The following is a 24979-nucleotide window of genomic DNA, read 5'->3' on the forward strand; positions in this document are numbered from 1 at the left end:
AGAAGAGGCATAATTTGCGTCCATTGTAGTTTATTTGCATAAAAAATGCTAAACTAATACTGTAAAAAAATACACTACAATGAATGCAGCCAAAAGGGGTGTAGGAGATGATTAGTCAACTTTCATGGAAAGTTGGAGGCCAACAAGGTGAAGGAATTGAAAGTACAGGGGAAATCTTCTGTATTGCATTAAACCGATTAGGATATTACCTATACGGTTACCGCCACTTCTCATCACGTATTAAAGGCGGCCATACAAATAATAAAATTCGTGTAAGTACAACAGAAGTACGCGCGATCTCAGATGATTTAGATATTTTAATTGCTTTTGATCAAGAAACAATTGATTTTAACTTCCACGAACTACGTCCGGGCGGAATTGTAGTTGCGGATGCGAAATTTAATCCGACAATACCTGATAATACAGATGTAAATCTATATGTGATACCGTTTACAGATATTGCTTCAGAATTAGGCACATCTTTAATGAAAAATATGGTTGCTGTTGGGGCATCTAGTGCGGTATTAGGATTAGACGAAACAGCTTATTTAGAGGTTGTTGAAGAAATCTTTGGTCGTAAAGGAGAGCAAGTCGTTCAAAAGAATATGGAAGCAATTAAACGCGGCTCTCAATACATGAAAGAATTGCTTGGTGAGAAAGTAAACATGATGCAGCTTGAAAAAGCTGACGGTAAGAAACGCATGTTTATGATTGGAAACGACGCAATCGCATTTGGTGCGGTAACTGGTGGTGCTCGCTTTATGTCTGCATATCCAATCACACCTGCATCTGAAATTATGGAATATTTAATTAAAAAGTTACCGAAAGTCGGCGGAACAGTAATCCAAACTGAGGATGAAATCGCAGCTTGTACAATGGCGATCGGTGCAAACTACGCTGGTGTTCGTACATTAACAGCATCTGCTGGTCCTGGTCTTTCTTTAATGATGGAAGCAATTGGTTTAGCAGGTATTACTGAAACACCGCTAGTTATCATTGATACACAACGCGGTGGTCCAAGTACGGGCTTACCAACAAAACAAGAGCAGTCTGACTTAATGGCTATGATTTACGGAACACATGGTGAAATTCCAAAAATCGTAATGGCGCCAAGTACAGTTGAAGAAGCTTTCTATGATATTGTAGAAGCGTTTAACTTAGCAGAAGAATATCAAGTGCCTGTTATTTTCTTAACAGATTTACAGCTTTCTTTAGGAAAGCAAACAGTAGAACCACTTAAGTTAGATAAAGTGGAAATTCGTCGTGGTAAGCTTGATTTAGAAGTAGAATTACCAGAACGTGAAAATAAAGCATACTTCAAGCGTTATGAAGTAACAGAAGATGGAATTTCACCACGTGTTTTACCTGGTATGAAAAATGGTATTCACCATGTTACAGGTGTAGAACATGATGAAACGGGTAAACCATCTGAATCAGCGTTAAATCGTAAAGATCAAATGGACAAACGTTTCCGTAAAATGGCGAATTTACAGTTTAATACCCCTATTTACAAAAATGCTAAGCATGATGACGCAGACGTATTGTTAGTAGGCTTTAACTCAACTCGTGGTGCGATCGAAGAGGCAATGCAGCGTTTAGAACAAGAAGGAATGAAAGTAAACCATGCCCATGTACGTTTAATTCATCCGTTCCCAACAGCTGAAATCGATCCACTTGTGAAAAAAGCGAAGCGTGTTGTAGTAGTAGAAAACAATGCAACTGGTCAGCTTGCTAACATTATGAAAATGAATCTTTGCAATGGCGAGAAAATTTCTAGTCTTTTAAAATACGATGGAAATCCATTCTTGCCGAAAGAGATTTACAACGAATGTAAAAAAGGGGTTGTATTAAATGGCAACATTTAAGGACTTTCGTAACAGTGTAAAACCAAACTGGTGCCCAGGTTGCGGAGACTTCTCGGTGCAGGCTGCGATTCAGCGTGCGGCAGCTAACGTTGGTTTAAATCCAGATGAGCTAGCTGTTATTTCTGGTATCGGCTGTTCCGGTCGTATTTCAGGGTATATTAATTCATATGGTTTGCATAGTATTCACGGACGTGCTCTTCCAATTGCACAAGGTGTGAAAATGGCAAATCGTGATTTAACAGTTATTGCATCCGGTGGTGACGGTGATGGTTTTGCGATTGGTATGGGACATACAATCCATTCTATTCGTCGTAACATTGATATTACGTACATCGTAATGGATAACCAAATTTACGGATTAACAAAAGGGCAAACTTCACCACGTAGTGAAGCTGGATTTAAAACGAAAAGTACACCACAAGGTTCAATTGAACCATCACTAAATGTTATGGAAATGGCTTTAACAGCTGGTGCGACATTTGTGGCGCAAAGCTTTTCAAGTGATTTAAAAGAATTAACGCAAATTATTGAAGCTGGTATTAACCATAAAGGCTTTTCATTAATTAATGTATTTAGTCCATGTGTTACTTACAATAAAGTAAATACTTATGATTGGTTTAAAGAGAATTTAACGAAACTAAGTACAGTAGAAGGATATGATCCATCTAACCGCATGATGGCTATGCAAACATTAATGGAAAAGAACGGGTTAGTAACAGGTTTAATTTATCAAAACACAAAGCAGCCTTCTTACCAAGAGCTTGTAAAAGACTATAGTGAAAAACCTTTAGTGCAAGCTGATTTGAATATGGATCAGAAAATGTTTGATGAGCTTGTTGCTGAATTTATGTAATAATCGGAGAGAAGGTTGCCGCTTGGTAACCTTCTTTTTGAGTGAATAAAAATAATTAATAGATTTGTTTACTTAGAAAATTCAGAATGATAAAATAATATATAAATCGTTGTATAAAAATAGCATGTTCAATAACTGTGAAATGAAATATAGGATAAGAAGCCTTCTTCGTTAAAGTTGGCTAAAGGCTCTATACTATGATAATGTGTATAGGGATAAAGCAATATACTTTTGGGTAGGACAAGATGAAATAAAAAAAGGGAATGTCTATTTGTGTGGGGAAGACTTCATTCTTACGGATGATTAGATCGATTACTCAAGTTTCAAAGGGCAAGTTATCTCTCATGCTATCTAACATCATTGAGATGGGTCTAAGCGCATTAAAATGGACTACAGAGTGTGTGTATAGTTAAGGGTGAAAGGAGATTACCGATGAACGAGCAACAACGATTAGCAAGTCGACAAGCAAATTCCTCTACGAAAAAAGAAGAGAAAGATTATAGTAAATACTTTGAAAGTGTATACCAACCACCTTCCTTGAAATTGGCGAAAAAGCGTGGGAAAGAAGAAGTTAAAATTGAAAGAGATTTTGGCCTACCTAAAGAGTTTCGCGATTTTGGCGCAGGAAGAAAGTTTTACATTCGTACATATGGCTGTCAAATGAATGAGCATGATACAGAAGTAATGGCTGGGATTTTTACAACACTTGGATATGAGCCAACCTTTTCAACTGAAGAGGCAGATGTGATTTTATTAAATACTTGTGCAATTCGTGAAAATGCTGAAAATAAAGTGTTCGGTGAACTTGGTCATTTAAAATCATTAAAGCGAAGAAATCCGGATCTTATAATTGGTGTATGTGGTTGTATGTCTCAAGAGGAATCTGTTGTAAATAAAATTATGCAAAAAAATCAGCATGTAGATATGGTGTTTGGTACACACAATATTCATAGATTACCGTATATCTTAAAGGACGCAATGTTCTCAAAAGAGACGGTAGTTGAAGTTTGGTCAAAAGAAGGGGATGTAATTGAAAACCTTCCGAAAGTACGTCGTGGTGATATTAAAGCTTGGGTAAATATTATGTATGGCTGTGATAAGTTTTGTACATATTGTATTGTACCGTATACACGCGGAAAAGAGCGTAGCAGACGTCCAGAAGATATTATTAAAGAAATTCGCCATCTAGCTGCGAACGGTTATAGAGAAATTACGTTACTTGGACAAAACGTAAACGCATACGGTAAAGACTTTGAAGATATACAATATGGTCTTGGCGATTTAATGGATGAACTTCGTAAAATCGATATCGCGCGTATTCGTTTTACAACGAGTCATCCACGTGATTTTGATGATCATTTAATTGATGTTCTTGGAAAAGGTGGTAACCTAGTAGAACATATCCACTTACCGGTTCAATCTGGTAGTACAGATATGCTTAAAATTATGGCGCGTAAATATTCGCGAGAACACTATTTAGAGCTTGTACGAAAAATTAAAGAAACCATTCCGAATGCAGTGCTAACGACTGATATTATCGTTGGTTTCCCAAATGAAACGGATGAGCAGTTTGAAGAGACGATGTCGTTATATCGTGAAGTAGGATTTGATACGGCATTTACATTTATTTATTCTCCGCGTGAAGGTACACCAGCTGCAAAAATGCAAGATAATGTTCCGATGGAAGTGAAGAAAGAGCGATTGCAACGCTTAAATACACTAGTGAATGAATATGCAGTTAATAAGAATAAGCGTTATATAGGTCAAATTGTAGAAGTATTAGTTGAGGGAGAAAGTAAGAATAATCCTGAAGTACTTGCGGGATATACACGTACGAATAAACTTGTAAACTTTGTTGCTTCAAAATCTTTAATTGGTCAGCTTGTGAAAGTAAAAATAACGGAAGCAAAAACTTGGTCTCTTAACGGGGAATTGGTTAAGGAGCCGATTGAGGTGAAATAATAGATGAAAGTATATACGAAAGATGAAATTGTTGAGCAAGCGAAAGAATTAGCGAAAATGATCTCTGAAACAGAAGAAGTCGATTTCTTTAAGCGAGCAGAAGCACAAATTCATAAAAATGAAAATGTAAAGCGAGCAATTGATGAAATAAAAGCTTTGCAAAAACAAGCAGTAAACTTGCAACATTATGGGAAATGGGAAGCTTTGAAAAAAGTAGAAGCTGAAATTGATGCACTTCAAGATAAGTTAGATAATATCCCAGTTGTACAGGAGTTTAAATCTTCACAAACGTATGTAAATGACTTACTACAGCTAGTTGCTAGTACCATTTCTAACAATGTAACAGATGAAATATTAGTTTCAACTGGCGGCGATGTGTTGAAGGGTGAAACTGGTGCAGCAGTAGAAAGTAAAAAAGGAAATTGTGGTTGTTAAAGAGATGTCTTATTGACATCTCTTTTTTTTAGTGGGTTATATCGGAAATTCTTCTCAAAAAAAAGAATGACACATTCCGCTATTGTCACGCATATGATTAAGTGAATAGTGATTGAGGAGGGTTACGAATGTCCGAATTTAGAGAGATTATTACAAAAGCAGTGGTTGGAAAAGGACGTAAGTATACAAAGTCAACGCATACATGTGAATCGAATAATGAGCCAACAAGTATTTTAGGGTGCTGGGTAATTAACCATTCGTACGAAGCGAGAAAGAATGGAAAACATGTGGAAATTGAAGGTTTCTATGATGTAAACACTTGGTATTCATTTGATGGAAACACAAAGACTGAAGTTGTAACAGAACGTGTTAACTACAATGATGAAGTAAGTATTGGGTATCGTGATAAAAACTTCTCTGGTGACGATTTAGAAATTATCGCTCGTGTAATTCAGCCGCCAAATTGTTTAGAAGCTCTTGTATCGCCAAATGGTAATAAAATTGTTGTGACGGTAGAACGTGAATTTGTAACAGAAGTAGTTGGGGAAACGAAAATTTGTGTAAGTGTAAATCCTGAAGGTTGCGTAGAATCAGACGAGGATTTCCAAGTCGATGATGATGAGTTTGAAGAATTAGATCCGAACTTTATCGTCGATGCAGAAGAAGAGTAAGAGAAAGCTAGGGAGAAGTTCTTCCTAGCTTTTTACAGTACATAAGTGGTTCTGCATGAACATGATTCCTTATGAAATGTGCTATAATGAGGAAAGACTCCTGGAATAGGAGATATGGATGTCCGTGAAGTGTGACATATATGAATATAGATTATTATGTAAGAATTATGGAGGAAAGACATGACGCAATATACGCCTATGATACAGCAATACTTAAAGGTTAAGGCAGACTATCAAGATGCCTTTTTATTTTTCCGATTAGGTGATTTTTATGAAATGTTCTTTGAAGATGCGGTTAAAGCAGCTCATGAACTTGAAATTACATTAACGAGCCGAGATGGTGGTAGTAGTGAACGTATACCGATGTGTGGTGTACCGCATCATGCAGCTAAAAATTATATTGAACAACTTGTTGAAAAAGGATATAAAGTAGCTGTTTGTGAGCAAGTGGAAGACCCAAAAACAGCTAAAGGTGTAGTACGTCGTGAAGTAGTACAACTAATTACGCCAGGAACGATGATGGAAGGGCGTACAATAGACGAGAAGGAGAATAACTTCTTAGCAGCATTAACACATTTCGAAGATGGATCTTATGCGCTAGCTTGTAATGACTTAACGACTGGACAAAATACAGTGACGTTATTAACTGGTTCAGTAGAAGATATTTTATTAGAAGTGTATGCGACTGGTTCAAAAGAAATTGTTGTAGATTCTACATTTTCAAAAGATGAATTAAATAAGTTAACTGAAACATTAAAAATGACGATTTCGTATGAAGATACAATAACTATTCCAGAAGGATTAGAACATCTTGTGAAAAGTGTTTCCCAAGCAAAATTAATTAAAGCAATTGGACGCTTATTTAACTATGTGATAAGAACACAAAAACGTTCGTTAGATCACTTGCAACCAGTAGAAATTTATTACACGAATCAATTTATGAAAATTGATGTGCATTCAAAGCGAAATTTAGAGCTGACAGAAACACTTCGCACGAAAGAAAAAACAGGATCATTATTATGGCTATTAGACAAAACAAAAACGGCTATGGGTGGTCGTATGTTAAAACAGTGGATGGAACGTCCGCTAATCCAAAAAGAAAAAGTAGAAGAGCGTTTAGAAATGGTTGAAACATTTGTAAATGATTACTTCTTACGTGAAGATTTAAAAGAAAAATTAAAAGAAGTATATGATTTAGAGCGTTTAGCAGGGAAAGTTGCATTTGGTAATGTAAATGCACGGGACTTATTACAATTAAGACGTTCTTTACTGCAAGTACCAGCTATTTTAGAAGCGATTAGTCTGTTAGATAATGCTTATGCTGCAAGGTTAATTCAAGGTGCGGATCCATGTGAGAGCTTAACTGAATTACTAGGAAGAAGTATTCAAGAAAACCCACCGCTTTCTATTAAAGATGGAGATATTATTAAAGACGGTTATAATGACAAGCTTGATCAATATCGTTACGTTAGTAAAAACGGGAAAACGTGGATCGCTGAGCTTGAAAAACGAGAGCGTGATATTACAGGAGTTAAATCGTTAAAAATCGGGTACAACCGTATTTTCGGTTACTACATTGAAGTAACGAAATCGAATCTTGGAGCACTTCCAGAAGGGCGCTATGAGCGTAAACAAACGCTTGCTAATGCTGAACGTTTCATAACAGATGAATTAAAAGAAAAAGAAACATTAATCTTAGAAGCAGAAGAGAAAATTGTACAATTAGAATACGATTTATTTACAGCGCTTCGCGAAGAAGTCAAAGTATTCATTCCGAAATTACAGCATTTAGCGAAAGTAATTAGTGAACTAGACGTACTGCAAAGCTTTGCGACAGTTAGTGAAGAAGAGCAGTTTGTAAAACCTGTTTTAACAAATAAGCGCGAAATCTTTATTAAAGATGGTCGTCATCCTGTCGTTGAAAAAGTATTGAACGGGAAATTGTATGTACCGAATGATTGTATTATGCCGGAGAAGATGGATGTCTTTTTAATTACAGGACCGAACATGTCTGGTAAAAGTACGTATATGAGACAATTAGCACTTGTTACTGTTATGTCACAAATTGGTTGTTTTGTACCAGCGACAGAAGCAGTATTACCTGTCTTCGATCAAATCTTTACGAGAATTGGTGCAGCGGATGATTTAATCTCAGGTCAAAGTACATTTATGGTTGAAATGTTAGAAGCGAAAAATGCAATTGCAAATGCATCAGAGAGAAGTTTAATTTTATTCGATGAAATTGGACGCGGTACATCTACGTATGATGGTATGGCACTTGCGCAAGCAATCATTGAACATATTCATGACCAAATTGGTGCGAAAACATTATTCTCTACACATTATCATGAATTAACAGTGTTAGAAGAAAGTTTAGACCAACTAAAGAATGTACATGTTTCAGCAATTGAAGAGAATGGAAAAGTAGTTTTCCTTCATAAAATTCAAGATGGAGCGGCTGATAAAAGTTACGGAATTCACGTTGCTCAACTTGCCGAGCTTCCAGAGAGCTTAATCGCTCGCGCGAAAGAAGTGTTAGCACAACTAGAAGGACAGGAAGAAATTGTTATTCCGAAACGAGTAGAAGTGAAAGTGCCAGAAGTCGCTCCAGAACCAGTTGTTGTAAAAGAAGAACCAGCAGAAATACAAGAGACGAAAGTAGAGACTGAGGAAGAATCGCAATTATCATTCTTTGGTGGAGAACAGTCTTCGAAAAAACAAGACAAGTCAGTTCTAGATGCAAAAGAAACGGCAGTACTTGCACAAATTAAAAAGATTGATTTACTCGATATGACGCCTTTAGAAGCGATGAATGAACTGTATCGTTTACAGAAAAAGTTAAAGAAAGGATGAGTAAGTAGATGGGGAAAATTCGCAAACTCGATGATCAACTCTCTAACTTAATTGCGGCAGGGGAAGTAGTAGAGCGCCCTGCCTCAGTTGTAAAAGAACTCGTGGAAAATTCCATCGATGCGAATAGTACATCTATTGAAATCCACTTAGAAGAAGCTGGATTATCGAAGATTCGCATCATCGATAATGGAGATGGTATTGCTGAAGAAGATTGTATCGTTGCATTTGAACGACACGCAACGAGTAAAATTAAAGATGAAAATGATTTATTTCGTATAAGAACGCTCGGTTTCCGCGGAGAGGCCCTGCCGAGTATTGCCTCAGTGAGTGAATTAGAGTTAATTACGAGCACAGGTGATGCGCCTGGTACACACCTTAGTATTAAAGGTGGAGACATTATAAAACAAGAGAAAACGGCAAGCCGAAAAGGAACAGATATTACTGTACAAAACTTATTTTTTAATACACCAGCGCGTCTTAAATATATGAAAACTATTCATACAGAGCTTGGGAACATTACAGATATCGTGTATCGTATTGCAATGTCTCACCCAGAAGTATCGTTAAAACTGTTTCATAATGAAAAGAAATTGCTTCATACATCAGGAAACGGTGATGTAAGACAAGTACTTGCATCGATTTACAGCATTCAAGTTGCGAAGAAGCTTATTCCGATTGAAGCTGAATCTCTAGACTTTACAATTAAGGGATATGTAACATTACCAGAAGTAACGAGAGCGTCGCGTAACTATATGTCAACGATTGTAAATGGCCGTTACGTTCGAAATTTCGTATTAATGAAAGCAATTCAGCAAGGATATCATACGTTATTGCCAATCGGACGATACCCAATCGGCTTCTTATCAATTGAAATGGATCCAATGCTTGTTGATGTCAACGTACATCCAGCAAAATTAGAAGTACGCTTTAGTAAAGAACAAGAATTGCTAAAGCTTATCGAAGAAACATTGCAATCGGCATTCAAAAAAATACAACTCATTCCAGATGCTGGTGTAACAACGAAGAAAAAAGAAAAAGATGAAAGTGTGCAAGAACAGTTCAAGTTTGAGCATACAAAACCGAGAGAATCATCTATGCCTAACATCGTTTTACCAACAGGAATGGATGAGAAACAAGAAGAAACAACGACTGTAAAACAACCAGCACAACTGTGGCAACCGCCGAAGCAAGAATGGCAACCACCACAGTCACTCGTAAGAGAAGAGCAAAGCTGGCAGCCATCCTCTAAGCCGGAAACGGTTCGGGAGGAAAAGGAATGGACTAGCAACGATGACGATTTTGAATTAGAGGAATTGGAAGAAGAAGTCGGGGAGATAGAAGAGATTGAAATGAACGGTAATGACTTACCGCCGCTTTATCCAATTGGACAGATGCACGGAACATATATTTTCGCTCAAAATGATAACGGGCTATATATGATTGATCAGCATGCTGCGCAGGAGCGCATCAATTATGAATATTTCCGTGATAAAGTGGGACGAGTTACGCAAGAAGTACAAGAATTACTTGTACCGTACCGCATCGATTTATCTCTTACCGAATTTTTACGTGTCGAAGAGCAGTTAGAAGAATTAAAAAAAGTCGGACTATTTTTAGAGCAGTTTGGCCATCAATCCTTTATCGTTCGTTCGCATCCAACGTGGTTCCCGAAAGGACAAGAAACAGAAATCATTGATGAGATGATGGAGCAAGTCGTCAAACTAAAAAAAGTTGATATTAAAAAATTACGTGAAGAAGCAGCGATTATGATGAGCTGTAAAGCTTCAATTAAAGCAAATCAATATTTAACGAACGATCAAATATTCGCTTTACTTGAAGAACTTCGTACAACAACAAACCCATATACATGTCCGCATGGAAGACCGATTCTGGTGCATCATTCTACTTATGAGTTGGAGAAGATGTTTAAGAGGGTTATGTAGGGTTAATGTCCAAAGAGAAAAAGTTCGTTCCGAGTTATTTGAAACGGTTTGAAAGTGCCTAGTATTATTTATATGTGTTGAAAGAAAATAAAATAAATATGTAATAGCAATGTTCTCTACAGTTATTTTAATAAAATATTGAGAGAAATAAAAAGGAGCGATAGTAACAAGTCGCTCCTTTTTAATATCATTCTTTTGCAACTATATTTTAAAAATTCATTTATAAACTAGAGATAACCTATTTGTAATTTATATGTGCTTTCTCATTTTTTTGTAAGGAAAGGGGTTTTTAATTTACAGATTTATCAGAATTATGTAAAGTGTAGATAAAATCATAAAATGGGGTGTTCTTTATGTGTACTAGTTTGACATTACAGACAAAAAACGGTCAGCACCTTTTTGCAAGAACGATGGATTTTACATTAGATTTGAATCAAGAAGTAATAATCATTCCTCGACATTACCAGTGGAATAATATAACTGGTGAAATCATCAATACGAAACATGCTACGGTCGGAATGGGGATTAATCATCAAGGAAGGGTCATTATGGCGGACGGAGTAAATGAAGCAGGTATGACATGTGCAACACTCTATTTTCCAGGATTCGCTACTTATAGTAAAAGTATAGATAATAACAAAACGAATCTGGCTCCATTTGATTTTGTGACTTGGAGTCTTACACAATTCAATTCTGTCAAAGAGTTAAAGAAATCTGTAGATAGCCTTACCTTTTTGGATATACCATTACCGGATTTAGGACTTACGCCACCACTACATTGGATTTTAGCGGATAAATGGGGAGATTGTATTGTACTGGAGCCGACAAATGAAGGATTAAAAATGTATGACAATCCACTAGGAGTGATGACGAATAGTCCGGAGTTTGATTGGCATTTACAAAATTTAAGACAATATATTGGCCTTAAATCGCAGCCATTCTCGCCAACAGAGTGGAGTAATTTACCATTAAGTGCTTTTGGTCAGGGTTCAGGCTCAATGGGACTTCCTGGGGATTTCACCCCGCCATCAAGGTTTGTGCGGGCAGCATATGGCAAACAAAACATTCAAGGTATAGATAGCGAAGAAGAGGGAGTATCAGCCCTTTTTCATATCTTATCAAATTGCGAGGTTCCTAAAGGCGGAGTAATAACAGAAGAAGGTACGTTAGATAATACCATTTATACAAGCGTAATGTGTATGGAGTCCGGAACATATTATTATCATACCTACGATTGTAGACAAATTATAGCTATTCATTTATTTCATGAAAATTTAGATACAGATGAGATTAAAGCCTATTCGTTCCAACGGAAACAAAAAATATTTTATGAAAACTAAGTAGCTTTGAAACTGCGTTTGGTAAATTTTAAAATATATATAATAGAGCAATAATGTCTATAAAGATTAGGGATCGGAAGGGAAATAATTGATAATCTAATAAATAACCTGAATAAATATCCCTTAAGAGAAAATAGACGTAAAATATTCAAGGTATTATATAAATTCAATACAACGATTTCTAGAAGGGCCATTAAAGTGCTATTATGCAAAGTAAACATGAGCGTACTCCATTTATAAATAGCAAAGAACAAAAAAGGTATGGAAAAAAATCCATACCTTATATTTATAATTCAAGTTCTTCCATTATTTATGTATAAAAAAGCGCTGTATATCAGCACTTTTTAAAAGGTACGTGGATTTTAAAATAAAGGTTGTACATTATTAAAAGAGTAACTATGCACGGCTAAACATAGATTCTTACTTTGTTAATTGTTATAAGGATCTATATGATTATTTATTTTTATTATTATTATTAATTTTTTCCGTATATAGCACCTGTTCTTTATAGTGTTTTTTAATTGGGAAAGTATGTGTACCAGAGCCGTTTTTGAAAGTTTTATTGATGGGGTTTTTTAGAGGGACTGTTGTAGTTTCAGTAAATTCATATGGGTAATTTATTTTAGATTTATCTTCAAACATGAAAATGCCTCCTTTTTAGGATTTCCTGAATTCTTTACTATAACATGATATGCATATAGATTTTTTTTGGACTAGTTATTTATATAGGTTAATGGAATTTAATTACGTAACTACTGAAATATTTCAAAGGAAAACAATGTGAGAAATATATTATAATGATTTCTTTTATTTATTAGCGAAGGGAATCTTGCATATATATTCGTTATAGATTGTTTTTATAATGTAATATATATATAGTTTTCCTGATAATATAATTTGGAATATTATAGTGTTATTAGGTTATTAGGAACATTTAATGTTGTTTCACAAATGAAAGGGAATTGAAAAAAAACTGAAACTTTTCTCATAAAAATTCAATCTTACTTGAAAAATGAAAGGAAAATGAAATTTTTCAAAAGGAATTCTTTGTTAAGATAAAAAGCATACATACAAAAAAGTATTGACATATCTCAAAAAATGTATTTTCGAGATATAGTGGGGGAAAAGATGAGATTAGAAAAGCAATTAATAAAAAAGATGTATTATGAAACATTCCTAATGGAGAATGAAACACACCCACCTCTTCAAGTACTTGGAGAAGCTTATGTAAACGAAGAAAAAAATGAGATTTCTGATGGATCTTATATTCGTTTTGCACAAGGTGAATTTTATTATCACCATCAAGATTTTGAAGCAGCTATTTTTAAATGGGAGAAAGTTAGTAATGAATTAGCGCCATGGGCACAAAAAAATATTGCGGATGCTTACTTCGAACTTAACCAATTATCAGTTGCTGAAAACGTGTATACTTCCATTACTACTGATAATAAAATACTTATGACTGAAATTGTACTGCAATTACTGTCTCTTTACATCGAGCAAAATAATTTTGATTCAGCTTTCGCTGTTATAAAAGAAGCGGTTTCTTTAAATCCCGATTATCCAAACGTCACAACAATTGCCCGTTCCTTTTATGAAGAACAGCAAGATTTTGATAGTGCAGTAGAGCTTGCTGTGAACGAGTTAATTCGAACAGAATCTTATCCGTGGTTTGAGGTTCTAAAAGAATATATCGATAAAGGATTTACTAAAAATATTTCACCAGACTATTTTTATAAAGTATTAGTTACATTAAATAATGTAGATCAAGTACAATTTACGCAAATTGTTTCATCACTTTGGCACAGCTATAAAGATGAACAAAATTACTTATTATGGCTCAACACAATAAATGAATTTTTCATACATATCGAAATACATTCGTCCGATATATGGGACGAAATTTCTTCTCTTTACGAAGAAACATACTTTGAATTAATTCAAGGTCAATATATGCTTAGACAATTACACGATATCATTCCAAACCTGTTAACAAATTGGTTAAAGGTAGTCAATCCATCTCATGCTGTATTTCCATCTGCAGCAGTATTGGCATGGGATGAGATTTTTCCTTCTAAAATAGATTCAGCGGATATAAAAGATGCAGAAGACCTACTGTCATATTCTATTAATCATGTGAATGGCTTAGAGTATAGTTTACATCTTTTTGAATCTATTACACACTGGGCACAAGAACATGATTTAGAAATGGGTAACCGATTTAGCTGGTTAGTTGGTGAGCTTGCAGATTTAAGAACAAATCGCCTATTAGTAACTGGAACTTCAGGGAACGGAAAAGCTTCATTTATTAACTCTATTTTAGGAGAAAATATATTAGAAAACTCAATCTCAAATGTAGTTGTTTTTAAAAATGACGCTTATACAGAAATTAACGCTATAACAGATTCGGAAATTACAACAACTGAGAATTTCTCTGATTTCCATAACATGATGGCAGTGCATCGTCAAACATATAGAGATAGAGCGTGTGTTGAATTTAAATTACCATGCAGGTTTTTAAGTAAAAATAAACTTACATTCGTTGTTACACCTAGCTTTAATAGGAACAATGACGCGAGAGATGAGGTGTTTGAATATTTAAACTCTGTAGATGAATTATTATTCGTATTGAATACGGATTCACCTTTTACTGACAAAGAACGTGACATTCTATTAAGTATCCAAGAACATACACCAAATCTACAAGTTCATTTCTTATTAAATAAAATCGATAACATTTACAATGAAGCAGAAGCAAAAAGAGTTATACAAGATACGCAAGTGAGAATAAATACATATTTCCCTAATGCAAGAGTTTTCCCTTATTCTTCGTTATATACAAATAGTAAACAACTAAACGATTTAACTGAGTTTATTCATTTTAACTTTAACCATAAAAATATCGATGCAGAACGTACTGAAAAGCTATTGTTTTTCATTCGAAAAACAATTACATATCTTTTGGATAAACGCGTCGAGAGGGAAAATAATCTAGTGGATTCTATTAATTGGAATGAAGATATGTTAGTTAAACTAAATGCTTGTATTAATAACCTTACTGCTTTTGAGAAGGAAAAAATTCATTTAATTACAGAAACATATCGTACAATGAAAAACGAAATTACTAATGATCTTACAGAACATATTCCGAAACTATTGCAGAGTTGTTCCGATTTAATTAGTGAAGAAAGTGATTTTGGGCACATTGATATTGAACTAAATACAGCGATGAATGAAAGGGTGCAACAATATCTAGAACAAACTGTATTACCTAATCTTGCTCGCTCTATGCAAAATTGGATTGCGACTTCTAATAACGAGCTCCTTCAAAGTCAATTGTACTTAGCAGAAACCAGTGAAGGACTTAATTCTTTATTTGGAGAAAATCGAATACAGTTAGAATGTGACTTTAAAGTAATTGATGACTGGCGCAGAGATACTGATAGAATGACAACTAGAATACAAATGGAAGAAGTAAATATTTTACGCCGATTTACGCCAGCACAATTTTTACTGAAAAGTGCCGGTAAATTATTTGGAGTTCTTCCTAAAAATAAAGCTATGCTATATAACAAATACAAACAGTATTTAGAAAATGAAGATTATACCGATGTAACGGCTTCTATTATGAAGAAATTTTTCTTGCAGTTTGAGCTATTTGAAAACACACAAGAGCGGGATATTAATATGTTCTTTAGAAATCCATTTGGCTCGTTGGAACAAGCTGTAAAAAACACTCATTTAGAAATAAAAGAAAAACAAGATAAACTGCATAAAATGAAATCAAACCCTGAAGTTTATCATGATCCTATAACGCTCTTTGAATTGAGATTACGTCAATGTGAAGTAATCTTAAATATAGGTGAGGATAATGCCTATACAGATTTAACTTTAGAAACAAGCGTAGAATAAAAGTAAAATATATCAAGTTTTTTATATAAAATTGCATCATGTGTTATAAGAGGGGAAAAGGGAGCAACCGTAATGAGTTGCTCCCTTTCTTTATATAGATTACTTTTCAGTTTCTTTAATTTTAGTTTTTACTTCTCCAGTTTTAATTTTATTACTTTCTGAGAAACGTAATAAATCGCCTTCAATAATTTTGTCAGACATTCGTAACTCATTTTGTGCACGGTTAATCATTTCTTGAGCTTCTTTTTTTGGTAAATCTACAATCTCACCTGTTTCTCGATTATAAAAAGTATGATTTGTATATGCATACTTGTCTGTAACGAAGCTGCCATCACGGAAAACAACAAATCCGTTATATTCATCTGAAAACATATCATGACCAAAACGGATATCGTTAGTAGTATCAACCCCTAATAAATTTAGAATAGTAGGTTTCATATCAATTTGTCCCGTAGGCTTTGAAATAGTTTGACCTTCTGTTTGGCCAGGGATATGAATATATAAGGGTGTGCGTTGTAAATTTAAAGTATCAAATTCTGTTATTTGATCTTTTTCTAAAAACTGTGCCATTGCGCGATTATGTTTTTCAGAAATGCCATAATGATCACCATATAACACAATAATAGAATCATTATACATTCCCTCGGCTTTTAAACGCTCAATAAATTTTTTAATTGATTCGTCTAAGTAACGTGCTGTTACGATGTAGCGATCAAATACGCCATTACCAGAGTTGTATGGTTCAATGAATTTTGTATCTTCATCATACGTAAATGGATAATGGTTTGTTAAAGTAAGGAAACGAGCGTAAAATGGTTGATCAACAGTTTTTAATATATCTACGGATTGATCAAAGTATTCGATATCTTTTAATCCCCAATTTAAATTTGTTTCGGGTGTAATTTTGTAATCAAGTTCATTATAGTAACGATCATAACCGAGAGCAGAGTACATAATGTTACGATTCCAAAATGTTGCGTTATTCGCATGGAATACAGAAGTGAAATAACCTTGCTGACGTAAAATTTCTGGAGTCGCAGTATAATCGTTGTTACCGTGCGTGAAGAATACAGCTCCTCGATTTAATGGATACAACGATGTATCTATTAGAAATTCAGAATCTGATGTTTTTCCTTGACCAGTTTGGTGGAAAAAGTTATCAAAGTAATAGCTTTCATTTATGAATTCATTCAAGAACGGTGTAACTTCTTGACCATTGACGGATGCACCTATTAAAAAGGTTTGCAAGGATTCAAGAGTAACGACAATTACGTTTTTTCCTTTAGCTGCACCAAACATGTTAGGATTCGGCTCGCTATGGTTTGCCTTTACGTAGTTTTCAGTTTCTTGTAATTTACTACTATCTGCAAGTGCCTTTTGGGATCCAGCTTTTACTTGTAGTGTTAAATCATATACTTGATGAGTGTATAGTCCTAAATTTTTCACAAGCATTACGCGGTCGAAGGATCTCGTTAATAATTCAGGTCGTTCTTTTTCTGCAAGCTGTAGATTTGCAAAAAATACACCAATCGTTAAGAGAAAATATAACAAGCGTGCAGAATGAGTTACACGTCCTGTTTTAAAGACTATCGATTTCTTCTTTAACAAAATAAAGAAGAAAATAATGTCTACGAATGCGAGTATAATTTTGTAGTTTAATATTTCTTTAATACTGCCGCCTAACTGTGTAAAGTTAGATGTTTGTCCAAGTACTGGTAACGTAACAAAATCGCTATAAAAATCATAGAACATTACATTTCCAACGAGAACTATAGTTAATAAGAAATTAATACATAGCGCTATATAATTTCGCTTTTCACCAGTTGCAAATAATGCTAATCCAACAAATGCTAATGATGCAGCTAGAGGGCTAATAAACAAAATAAGTTCTTGTGTGGAAGACTCAATTTTCAAATCAAAACTGAATCGCGTAATAAGATATGTTTTTAACCATACTGCTAAAGCAATTATTAAAACAAAGCTTATATTTTGCATTTGTAAATTTATTTTATTCTTCATTTTTACACCTTCTTTATAGAGTTTATTTAACTAAGGTTATATATTATGTTTTTATAACTATTAGAGTGTGGTGAACCATTTAGATTATATTTTTCTAAAGGTAATAATTTGAAGTATTCATATACATACAATGGAGAATTTTAAAGCGAAGTAACATACATCTAATTTTTTTGAAACAGAGCAGAAAAAGTCATAGTCGTAGTAAAAAATACTTATAGACATCCTAACATATTAAACACTACGGCGATGTTACAAAATATCGAACAAATGAAAGTGAAAATGAATAGATGGTTTTTAAACCGTTGACATTCAATAAGTTTGAAATTTCAGAAAAGTCAACTTGAAGAAAACGGTTATATTAATTAGTAGAAAACTACATTCTATATAGAATGTAGTTTTTCATGTGTTTTCAATATATCCCGTAAAATCCTGATTCTTTGTGGCTTAATCATCAGCGGGGGAGGGATAATAATTTCGTTAAAGCTATTATTAGATAAGTAAAGTGTTGGTGAAACTTAAAACATTTGATTGGCATCTTAATTAAAAAGTTTAAATACCTGATAAATATTTTCCAACATACAGACCACTTGCAGCTGCTTGAGATAATGAGTGAGTGACGCCTGAACAATCTCCAATTAAAAATAGCCCATTCATACTTGTTTCAAAGTGGTTATTGATTTTTATTGTAGGAGCATAGAACTTTCCATCAATTCCATATAATAAAGTATCTTTATCGATAGGTTCTTGGATAAATTGTTCTAAACGTAATAAAAATTTTTTGATTCCTTCAATATATAATTGAGGAATTTCTTCATTCAAATCTCCATAATCTCCGTGTAGTGTAGGCTGTATACGATTATGTTTCATGTTGTTCTCCGCTGTAGGTTGTTTCTTTATTAAGTCCTCTAAACGCTGTATAACAATCCGATCTCGTCCTTGGTTAATGCTTTTAATAATTGAACTTGCGTATACATTTGCTTCTTTGAGAGTTGGAAAATAGCGTGGGATAAATAAAGTGAAATTTAAGTTAGAAGTGCCAGTTCCTTGCTCTCGAAAATTTTGACCGTCAGGCATAACTAAACCTTCTTCGTACTTTCGAATAATGCGTCCTTTTGGATTCATACAGTAAGTAGTAGCCGTGAAATGTTCATGCTGATAAGAAAGTTTCGTCTCAAATGTATCTTTTAATATAGAACGTAATTGATGTTCTTTCATCTCTACCCTAATACCTAAATCTATACGGGTTTGTTCCTGTGCAATTTCAAGGGAAGAGCACATTTCTTTTAACCAATCAGCCCCGGAACGTCCTGTTGCAAATACGAGTTGCTTAGATTGAACTATCCCTTGATTTGTAGCTATTCTAAAATGATCTTTCTGCCTTATGATATGCTCTACATCTATATGAAATCGGATATTTATTTTCGTAAGTAAAAATTCGTAGAGCTGCTGAAAAATGTTACTTGAAAGTGTAGTGCCAAGATGCCTTACTTCTGTTGTGAGCATTTGTAAACCACACGCTTCAGCTCTCTTAGTGAGATTTAGATTTTCTGTAGAATATTTTGAAACGGAACTTCCACCAAACTGACATAGAATTTCATCTACTTCAGCCATGAGTTGTATAAAAGCTTTTTTACCTACTTTTTGCTCAAGTTCGCCACCAAATCCATTTGTATAATTAAATTTCCCTTCAGATTTTCCTAAACCACCAAATCCGAAATATTTATCACATGTAGTACAATTACACACTTTTCCTTGGTCTAAAGGACAATGGCGATCTTTTAGCGCTTTACCTTTATCAAGAATTAAAATCTTTTTGTTACTTTGGGCTAATGAATAAGCCATAAAGATGCTACTTACTCCAGCTCCGATAATTGTAACATCATACATATTCTTTCACCTGCTAACGAATAGTTTGTTTTTTATTTTCTTAGTGTATAACACTTTTATGAAGTTAAGAAATAGCTTTTATTAATAAACAGGGAGTTTTTGAACTTGATGCTTTTTTAATTTCTCCGAGTGGTGGAGTAAATACAAATGTTTTTATTTGAAAGAAGAAATAGATTTAAATGATCACTATGTCATATGATTAATAAAATCTTACATATAAAAAAAAACAGACCTTTTAAGTGAAGAGGTCTGCTAATCATTGGAAATAGTTGTTAAGTGCATAAATTTGAAGAGAATTATAGTTTTATTTAGCGAAGACGTGGTTACCGATTACCGCTGCTGTTTGACGTGTCGTAATCCATTTGTTTGTTGAAGTTTTTGGATTATAAAAATAAAGCCAATCAGAATGTATTCCATTTGTAGAGATAGCCTCTTCTACTGCCATTTTTGCTTCTGCGCTTGCAGGCTGATTAATTCTACCATCGGTAACAGGAGTAAATGCATATCCGCGTTTAATAGGTTCATAAATAACACCTGTTATTGTATTTGGAAAACCATTTGCATTTACACGATTCAAGATAACTTTCGCCACCGCTACTTTTCCTTTATATGATTCGCCACCTGCCTCAGCAGTAACTAAGCGTGCCATTAAGTCTTTTTCTTTTTCTGAAATACTTGAATTGATTTTTAAATGTTGTCCTGTATAAAGCTTGTTTCCGACTGTATTGTTAATTTGTTTTATAGATTGAACGGTAACATTGTAACGCTTTGCTATAATTTCTAATGAATCTCCCGGCTGTACTTGATAAATAATTTGTCCAGAGATGTTCTTAGGTTTGTCGTTTTGATGAACAGTGACCTCATTTGATTTCATGGATCCTGGAATATGTAACTGTTCACCAATAAAAGTTTGATCTTTTCCTTTATTATTTGCTTGTTTAATAGATTGTATTGAAACTCCATATTGTTTACTGATACCCCAAAGTGTATCATTCTTTTTTACTGTATGAATGGTGGAAGCCTCAGCTACACCTTGATTACATACGAATGTAATTGCTGCCGCAGATAAAGGAATTATATGTTTTATTTTTAATAATTTCATTGTAAATCCTCCCAATAAAAAATTAAGTTTTAACTGTTGAGTAATGTAGTTCAGAGTATATAAGATATGTATTTATATTTTAATATAAGTATATTAGCACGTATAGAATAAATAATCATTATAAGTTTTTTATTTATATCATGTAGGACCCAAATATGAAATATTGCATATGAAAGCCCATTGAAGTTCGAGTTGTTGCTTACTATAATTTATCTAGTGAAAAGGGATATTAAATTTTTTTAATGCATTGAGATGAGAATATGTGGATGTTTTTAAATTTTACTTATATGCAATATTCCATATTTATGAAATGTTATTTATTAAGTAGCTTATGTTATATTCAATAAGTGTGATATAAAACAGAAAGAGAGAGGAATAAAAATGAGCAATAAGAAGTTTATTTTGAAATTATTCATATGTAGTACTATACTTAGCACATTTGTATTTGCTTTCAATGATAAGCAAGCAGTTGCTGCTAGCGCTGGTAATGGGCTTGAAAACTGGTCAAAATGGATGTAACCTATACCCGATAACGTACCGTTAGCACGAATTTCAATTCCAGGAACACATGATAGTGGAACGTTCAAGTTGCAAAATCCGATAAAGCAAGTATGGGGAATGACGCAAGAATATAATTTTCGTTACAAAATGGATCACGGAGCTAGAATTTTTGATATTAGAGGGCGTTTAACAGATGATAATACGATAGTTCTTCATCATGGGCCATTATATCTTTATGTAACATTGCATGAATTTATAAATGAAGCGAAACAATTTTTAAAAGATAATCCAAGTGAAACGATTATTATGTCTTTAAAAAAAGAGTATGAGGATATGAAAGGGGCAGAAGATTCATTTAGTAGTACGTTTGAAAAAAATTATTTTCTTGATCCTATCTTTTTAAAAACAGAAGGGAATATAAGACTTGGAGATGCTCGAGGGAAAATTGTGCTACTAAAAAGATACAGTGGTAGTAATGAATCTGGAGGATATAATAATTTTTATTGGCCAGATAATGACACGTTTACGACAACTGTAAATCAAAATGTAAATGTAACAGTACAAGATAAATATAAAGTGAGTTATGATGAGAAAGTAACATCTATTAAAGATACTATAAATGAAACGATTAACAACAGTGAAGAGTGTAATCATCTATATATTAATTTTACAAGCTTGTCTTCTGGTGGTACAGCATGGAATAGTCCATATTATTATGCGTCCTACATAAATCCTGAAATTGCAAGCTATATGAAGCAAAAGAATCCTACGAGAGTTGGCTGGGTAATTCAAGATTATATAAATGAAAAATGGTCCCCAATACTTTATCAAGAAGTTATAAGAGCGAATAAGTCACTTGTAAAAGAGTAAAGATTGTCATAGTAAGAAGCGATGAAATACGTCGCTTCTTTTTTGTTTTCTAAAAATTAACATCAAATATAGTTTTACATATCGTACGTTCATGATAGAAAAAAATCGAAACTTAAGCTATAATTACTACATATAAAATTTGTACCTATAAATTTTATATATAGTAATGAATTTGATTTATTCTAATGAAACGGAGGTATATATTATGAAGTTTCCACATGATTTTTTATTCGGAGCTGCTTCAGCTTCTTATCAAGTAGAAGGTGCATGGAATGAGGATGGAAAAGGTGTTACGAATTGGGATGAGTTTTCAAAAATTCCTGGCAAAACATACGATGGAACAAATGGTGATGTAGCGGTTGATCATTATCATCGATATAAGGAAGATGTTCGTTTAATGGCTGAGATGGGATTGGAATCGTATCGTTTTTCGATTTCTTGGGCGAGAATATTGCCGACTGGAGATGGAGAGGTAAATGAAAAAGGAATTGAATTTTATAACAATTTAATTGATGAATGTTTAAAGTACGGGATTGTACCGTTTGCCACTTTATATCATTGGGATCTACCATTACCGTTAGAAAAAGATGGTGGGTGGACGAATAAACGAACAGCAGAGGCTTTTGTAAAGTATGCAGAAATTTGCTTTAAGGCATTTGGTGATAGAGTGAAACATTGGATTACTTTTAATGAAACAGTAATGTTTTGTGGATTAGGCTATTTAAAAGGTGCACATCCACCAGGAATACAAAATGATGTTCCAAAGTATTTTCAAGCGACTCATTATGTATTTTATGCGCATGCGAAAACAGTTGCGGTGTACAAGCAGCTGAAACAGTATGGGGAGATAGGGATTACACATGTTTTCTTACCTGCTTATAGTGTGGATGATCAAAAAGAAAATATACTAGCAGCAAATCATGCGAATGAATATGAAACGTATTGGTACTACGATCCAGTTTTAAAAGGTGAGTATCCGTCTTATGTTGTACAACAATTAAAGGAAAATGGGTGGACTCCTAATTGGACGGTTGAAGAATTAGAAATCATTAAACAAAATGCCGAAAAAAATGATTTTATTGGCTTGAATTATTATCAGCCAATACGAGTAGAAAGATATGATATGGATATAAAGAGCGAGGAGCATTCTCGAGAAAACTCAACACTTGCTCCAGGTAATCCTTCTTTTGATGGTTTTTATCGAACAGTAAAAATGGATGATAAAACATATACCAAATGGGGTTGGGAAATATCTCCCGAAGGTTTCTTAGATGGATTGCATATGTTGAAAGCGCGTTACGGTGACATAAAGATGTATGTAACGGAAAATGGACTTGGTGATGAAGATCCAATCATTGACGGAGAAATTGTAGATGTTCCGCGAATTAAATTTATTGAAGAGCATTTAAAAGTAATGAAGTGTGCAATTCAAGAGGGAATTAATTTAAAAGGTTATTATGCATGGTCAGTTATTGATTTGTTAAGTTGGTTAAATGGATATAAAAAGCAATATGGCTTTATTTTTGTCGATCATAATGATAACTTAAAACGTAAGAAGAAACTTTCGTTTCATTGGTATAAACATGTGATCGAAACGAGAGGAGAAGAGTTATAACAGATAAAAGAGTATTTTAGGAGAAAATGTATGAGTGCAAAGTATAAACAAATTGCAGATGTGTTAGAGCAAAACATTCGAGATGGGCTTTTTAATGAAACGAAAAAATTACCTACAGAAGAAGCGTTGATGAATCGATTTGAAGTAAGCCGTAATACGATACGGAAAGTAATTAGTCAGCTTGTGAATAGAGGTTATATTTTTCAAGTGCAAGGTAGTGGTATGTTTTTACGTGAAACTTCTGTAACAGATTACATTAATTTAGGAAGTTTACGCGGATTAACGAAAAATCTCGTTTCACAAAATATTGAAACGAAAGTGCTAGAGATTGAAGTAATAGAGGCAAATGAAGAGATAGTAGAACGGATGCAATGCGAGATTGGAACTAGGTTATATTTCTTGAAGCGCGTAAGAATTGTAGATGGGAAACCATTCTCTATTGAAGTAAGTTATTTCAAAAAAGATATCATTCCTTATTTGAATGAAGAAATAGCATTAAGTTCTGTATACAGTTATTTCATTGAAGATTTACGATTAAATATTGGCTTTGCCGATAAAGTTATTAGTTGTGAAAAAATAAATAAGGAAAATGCAAAGCTTTTAGAACTAAATGAAGGTGATCCAGCGCTTCTTATTGAAAATACAGTTTATCTTGTAAATGGAACAATTTTCGAGCTATCTCAATCAATGTTTCATTATGAAAAGACCAAACTTTTAAATCGAATTAATTTTAATTGAAAATGAATATAAGTAGCCTTGTAAAAAAGCAACTGGTCCTAAGTGAGCAGTTGCTTTTTATTTTTAAAGTGGATGAGCAAAAAAACACAAAAGTGGTTGGTCCGTTTTTTACAAACTTCTATTATGATAAGAGAAGAAAGGTAGTATTTTATTCATGCTTTAAAATAGACTGGCCTTAGAGAGGTGGAAGACAATGAGTTTTGCGATTTCACTAGTTGTTATTATTGTAGTTGTATCACTATTTGGGACCGTACTAGTCGCACGAAATGTAGAAGAGAATTACGGTAAGTCTACAAAGAGGAATGTGAAAAACTTATCCGCTATCTATGTCATTCTTCTTTTAGTGCTTCTTGTAGGAGTTACTTGGTATGCGGTCGTTATTTTATAAAGTTTGTATATGATGAAGGAGTTAA

Annotated in this window: 16 protein-coding genes and 1 pseudogene; 13 read left to right on the forward strand and 4 right to left on the reverse strand. The window is 33.8% G+C overall.

The window, feature by feature from the left end:
• Window positions 1-107: 107 nt before the first annotated feature.
• The 8 genes from NSS74_RS05565 to NSS74_RS05600 all read left to right on the forward strand — a co-directional run bounded on the left by NSS74_RS05565 (window position 108) and on the right by NSS74_RS05600 (window position 11922).
• Window positions 108-1865, forward strand: coding sequence for a 2-oxoacid:acceptor oxidoreductase subunit alpha (locus NSS74_RS05565; protein WP_002033696.1), 1758 nt, complete (start codon window positions 108-110; stop codon window positions 1863-1865).
• A complete protein-coding gene (locus tag NSS74_RS05570) occupies window positions 1852-2718 on the forward strand; it encodes a 2-oxoacid:ferredoxin oxidoreductase subunit beta (protein ID WP_002088040.1) in 867 nt (288 codons plus the stop codon). Before NSS74_RS05565 ends, NSS74_RS05570 begins: the two co-directional genes overlap by 14 nt.
• Before the next feature lie 432 nt (window positions 2719-3150).
• Entirely contained in the window at window positions 3151-4680 is a 1530-nt protein-coding gene (gene miaB / locus NSS74_RS05575) for a tRNA (N6-isopentenyl adenosine(37)-C2)-methylthiotransferase MiaB (protein ID WP_002014605.1), read from the forward strand.
• Window positions 4681-4683: 3 nt separating this feature from the next.
• Window positions 4684-5115 (forward strand): RicAFT regulatory complex protein RicA family protein, encoded by a 432-nt coding sequence (locus NSS74_RS05580; RefSeq protein WP_002033698.1) that lies wholly within the window; start codon window positions 4684-4686, stop codon window positions 5113-5115.
• A gap of 128 nt (window positions 5116-5243) precedes the next feature.
• Window positions 5244-5786, forward strand: coding sequence for an outer spore coat protein CotE (gene cotE, locus NSS74_RS05585; protein ID WP_002014610.1), 543 nt, complete (start codon window positions 5244-5246; stop codon window positions 5784-5786).
• Between the two features lie 180 nt (window positions 5787-5966).
• Window positions 5967-8639: a DNA mismatch repair protein MutS gene (gene mutS / locus NSS74_RS05590; RefSeq protein WP_002142842.1), complete on the forward strand. Its 2673-nt coding sequence runs from the start codon at window positions 5967-5969 to the stop codon at window positions 8637-8639.
• A gap of 8 nt (window positions 8640-8647) precedes the next feature.
• The gene (gene mutL / locus NSS74_RS05595; RefSeq protein ID WP_002142841.1) at window positions 8648-10582 is read left to right on the forward strand and encodes a DNA mismatch repair endonuclease MutL; all 1935 of its coding nucleotides are present in this window, start codon (window positions 8648-8650) and stop codon (window positions 10580-10582) included.
• Window positions 10583-10935: 353 nt separating this feature from the next.
• Window positions 10936-11922: a choloylglycine hydrolase family protein gene (locus NSS74_RS05600; RefSeq protein WP_340813240.1), complete on the forward strand. Its 987-nt coding sequence runs from the start codon at window positions 10936-10938 to the stop codon at window positions 11920-11922.
• 453 nt (window positions 11923-12375) lie between these two features.
• On the opposite strand, the gene NSS74_RS05605 is transcribed toward NSS74_RS05600, so the two are convergent.
• The gene (locus tag NSS74_RS05605; RefSeq protein ID WP_159146988.1) at window positions 12376-12564 is read right to left on the reverse strand and encodes a hypothetical protein; all 189 of its coding nucleotides are present in this window, start codon (window positions 12562-12564) and stop codon (window positions 12376-12378) included.
• Between the two features lie 486 nt (window positions 12565-13050).
• Between NSS74_RS05605 and NSS74_RS05610 the strand changes: the two genes are divergently transcribed.
• Complete coding sequence (locus NSS74_RS05610; RefSeq protein ID WP_002142837.1) at window positions 13051-15834, forward strand: dynamin family protein; 2784 nt, start codon at window positions 13051-13053, stop codon at window positions 15832-15834.
• Window positions 15835-15933: 99 nt separating this feature from the next.
• Here NSS74_RS05610 and NSS74_RS05615 read toward each other — a convergent pair whose 3' ends face one another.
• From NSS74_RS05615 to NSS74_RS05625, 3 genes are all read right to left on the reverse strand, one after another.
• Window positions 15934-17853 (reverse strand): LTA synthase family protein, encoded by a 1920-nt coding sequence (locus tag NSS74_RS05615; RefSeq protein ID WP_002142836.1) that lies wholly within the window; start codon window positions 17851-17853, stop codon window positions 15934-15936.
• Window positions 17854-18402: 549 nt separating this feature from the next.
• Complete coding sequence (locus NSS74_RS05620; protein WP_002142835.1) at window positions 18403-19740, reverse strand: NAD(P)/FAD-dependent oxidoreductase; 1338 nt, start codon at window positions 19738-19740, stop codon at window positions 18403-18405.
• 304 nt (window positions 19741-20044) lie between these two features.
• Window positions 20045-20842 carry a cell wall hydrolase gene (locus NSS74_RS05625; protein ID WP_002142834.1) on the reverse strand — a complete coding sequence of 266 codons (798 nt, stop codon included), beginning with the start codon at window positions 20840-20842 and terminating at the stop codon, window positions 20045-20047.
• A gap of 381 nt (window positions 20843-21223) precedes the next feature.
• Here NSS74_RS05625 and NSS74_RS05630 point away from each other — a divergent pair.
• The 4 genes and pseudogenes from NSS74_RS05630 to NSS74_RS05645 all read left to right on the forward strand — a co-directional run bounded on the left by NSS74_RS05630 (window position 21224) and on the right by NSS74_RS05645 (window position 24954).
• Window positions 21224-22213, forward strand: a pseudogene (locus NSS74_RS05630) (phosphatidylinositol-specific phospholipase C).
• A gap of 205 nt (window positions 22214-22418) precedes the next feature.
• The gene (locus NSS74_RS05635; RefSeq protein ID WP_002142831.1) at window positions 22419-23828 is read left to right on the forward strand and encodes a glycoside hydrolase family 1 protein; all 1410 of its coding nucleotides are present in this window, start codon (window positions 22419-22421) and stop codon (window positions 23826-23828) included.
• A gap of 30 nt (window positions 23829-23858) precedes the next feature.
• The gene (locus NSS74_RS05640) at window positions 23859-24566 is read left to right on the forward strand and encodes a GntR family transcriptional regulator (protein WP_002088023.1); all 708 of its coding nucleotides are present in this window, start codon (window positions 23859-23861) and stop codon (window positions 24564-24566) included.
• A gap of 193 nt (window positions 24567-24759) precedes the next feature.
• Window positions 24760-24954, forward strand: coding sequence for a hypothetical protein (locus NSS74_RS05645; RefSeq protein WP_002033711.1), 195 nt, complete (start codon window positions 24760-24762; stop codon window positions 24952-24954).
• Window positions 24955-24979 lie beyond the last annotated feature (25 nt).

The sequence above is a fragment of the Bacillus sp. FSL E2-8868 genome (genome assembly GCF_038005505.1).
GTDB classification, from domain to species: Bacteria; Bacillota; Bacilli; order Bacillales; family Bacillaceae_G; genus Bacillus_A; species Bacillus_A mycoides.

What these genes read in the sequence shown, in the direction of transcription:
- NSS74_RS05640 (WP_002088023.1), top strand. Translation starts at nt 23,859, where the DNA reads ATGAGTGCAAAGTATAAACAAATTGCAGATGTGTTAGAGCAAAACATT.
- NSS74_RS05600 (WP_340813240.1), top strand. Translation starts at nt 10,936, where the DNA reads ATGTGTACTAGTTTGACATTACAGACAAAAAACGGTCAGCACCTTTTT.
- mutL (WP_002142841.1), top strand. Translation starts at nt 8,648, where the DNA reads ATGGGGAAAATTCGCAAACTCGATGATCAACTCTCTAACTTAATTGCG.
- mutS (WP_002142842.1), top strand. Translation starts at nt 5,967, where the DNA reads ATGACGCAATATACGCCTATGATACAGCAATACTTAAAGGTTAAGGCA.
- NSS74_RS05625 (WP_002142834.1), bottom strand. Translation starts at nt 20,842, where the DNA reads ATGAAATTATTAAAAATAAAACATATAATTCCTTTATCTGCGGCAGCA.
- NSS74_RS05615 (WP_002142836.1), bottom strand. Translation starts at nt 17,853, where the DNA reads ATGAAGAATAAAATAAATTTACAAATGCAAAATATAAGCTTTGTTTTA.
- NSS74_RS05610 (WP_002142837.1), top strand. Translation starts at nt 13,051, where the DNA reads ATGAGATTAGAAAAGCAATTAATAAAAAAGATGTATTATGAAACATTC.
- NSS74_RS05570 (WP_002088040.1), top strand. Translation starts at nt 1,852, where the DNA reads ATGGCAACATTTAAGGACTTTCGTAACAGTGTAAAACCAAACTGGTGC.
- NSS74_RS05580 (WP_002033698.1), top strand. Translation starts at nt 4,684, where the DNA reads ATGAAAGTATATACGAAAGATGAAATTGTTGAGCAAGCGAAAGAATTA.
- NSS74_RS05565 (WP_002033696.1), top strand. Translation starts at nt 108, where the DNA reads ATGATTAGTCAACTTTCATGGAAAGTTGGAGGCCAACAAGGTGAAGGA.
- NSS74_RS05635 (WP_002142831.1), top strand. Translation starts at nt 22,419, where the DNA reads ATGAAGTTTCCACATGATTTTTTATTCGGAGCTGCTTCAGCTTCTTAT.
- miaB (WP_002014605.1), top strand. Translation starts at nt 3,151, where the DNA reads ATGAACGAGCAACAACGATTAGCAAGTCGACAAGCAAATTCCTCTACG.
- NSS74_RS05620 (WP_002142835.1), bottom strand. Translation starts at nt 19,740, where the DNA reads ATGTATGATGTTACAATTATCGGAGCTGGAGTAAGTAGCATCTTTATG.
- NSS74_RS05645 (WP_002033711.1), top strand. Translation starts at nt 24,760, where the DNA reads ATGAGTTTTGCGATTTCACTAGTTGTTATTATTGTAGTTGTATCACTA.
- NSS74_RS05605 (WP_159146988.1), bottom strand. Translation starts at nt 12,564, where the DNA reads ATGTTTGAAGATAAATCTAAAATAAATTACCCATATGAATTTACTGAA.
- cotE (WP_002014610.1), top strand. Translation starts at nt 5,244, where the DNA reads ATGTCCGAATTTAGAGAGATTATTACAAAAGCAGTGGTTGGAAAAGGA.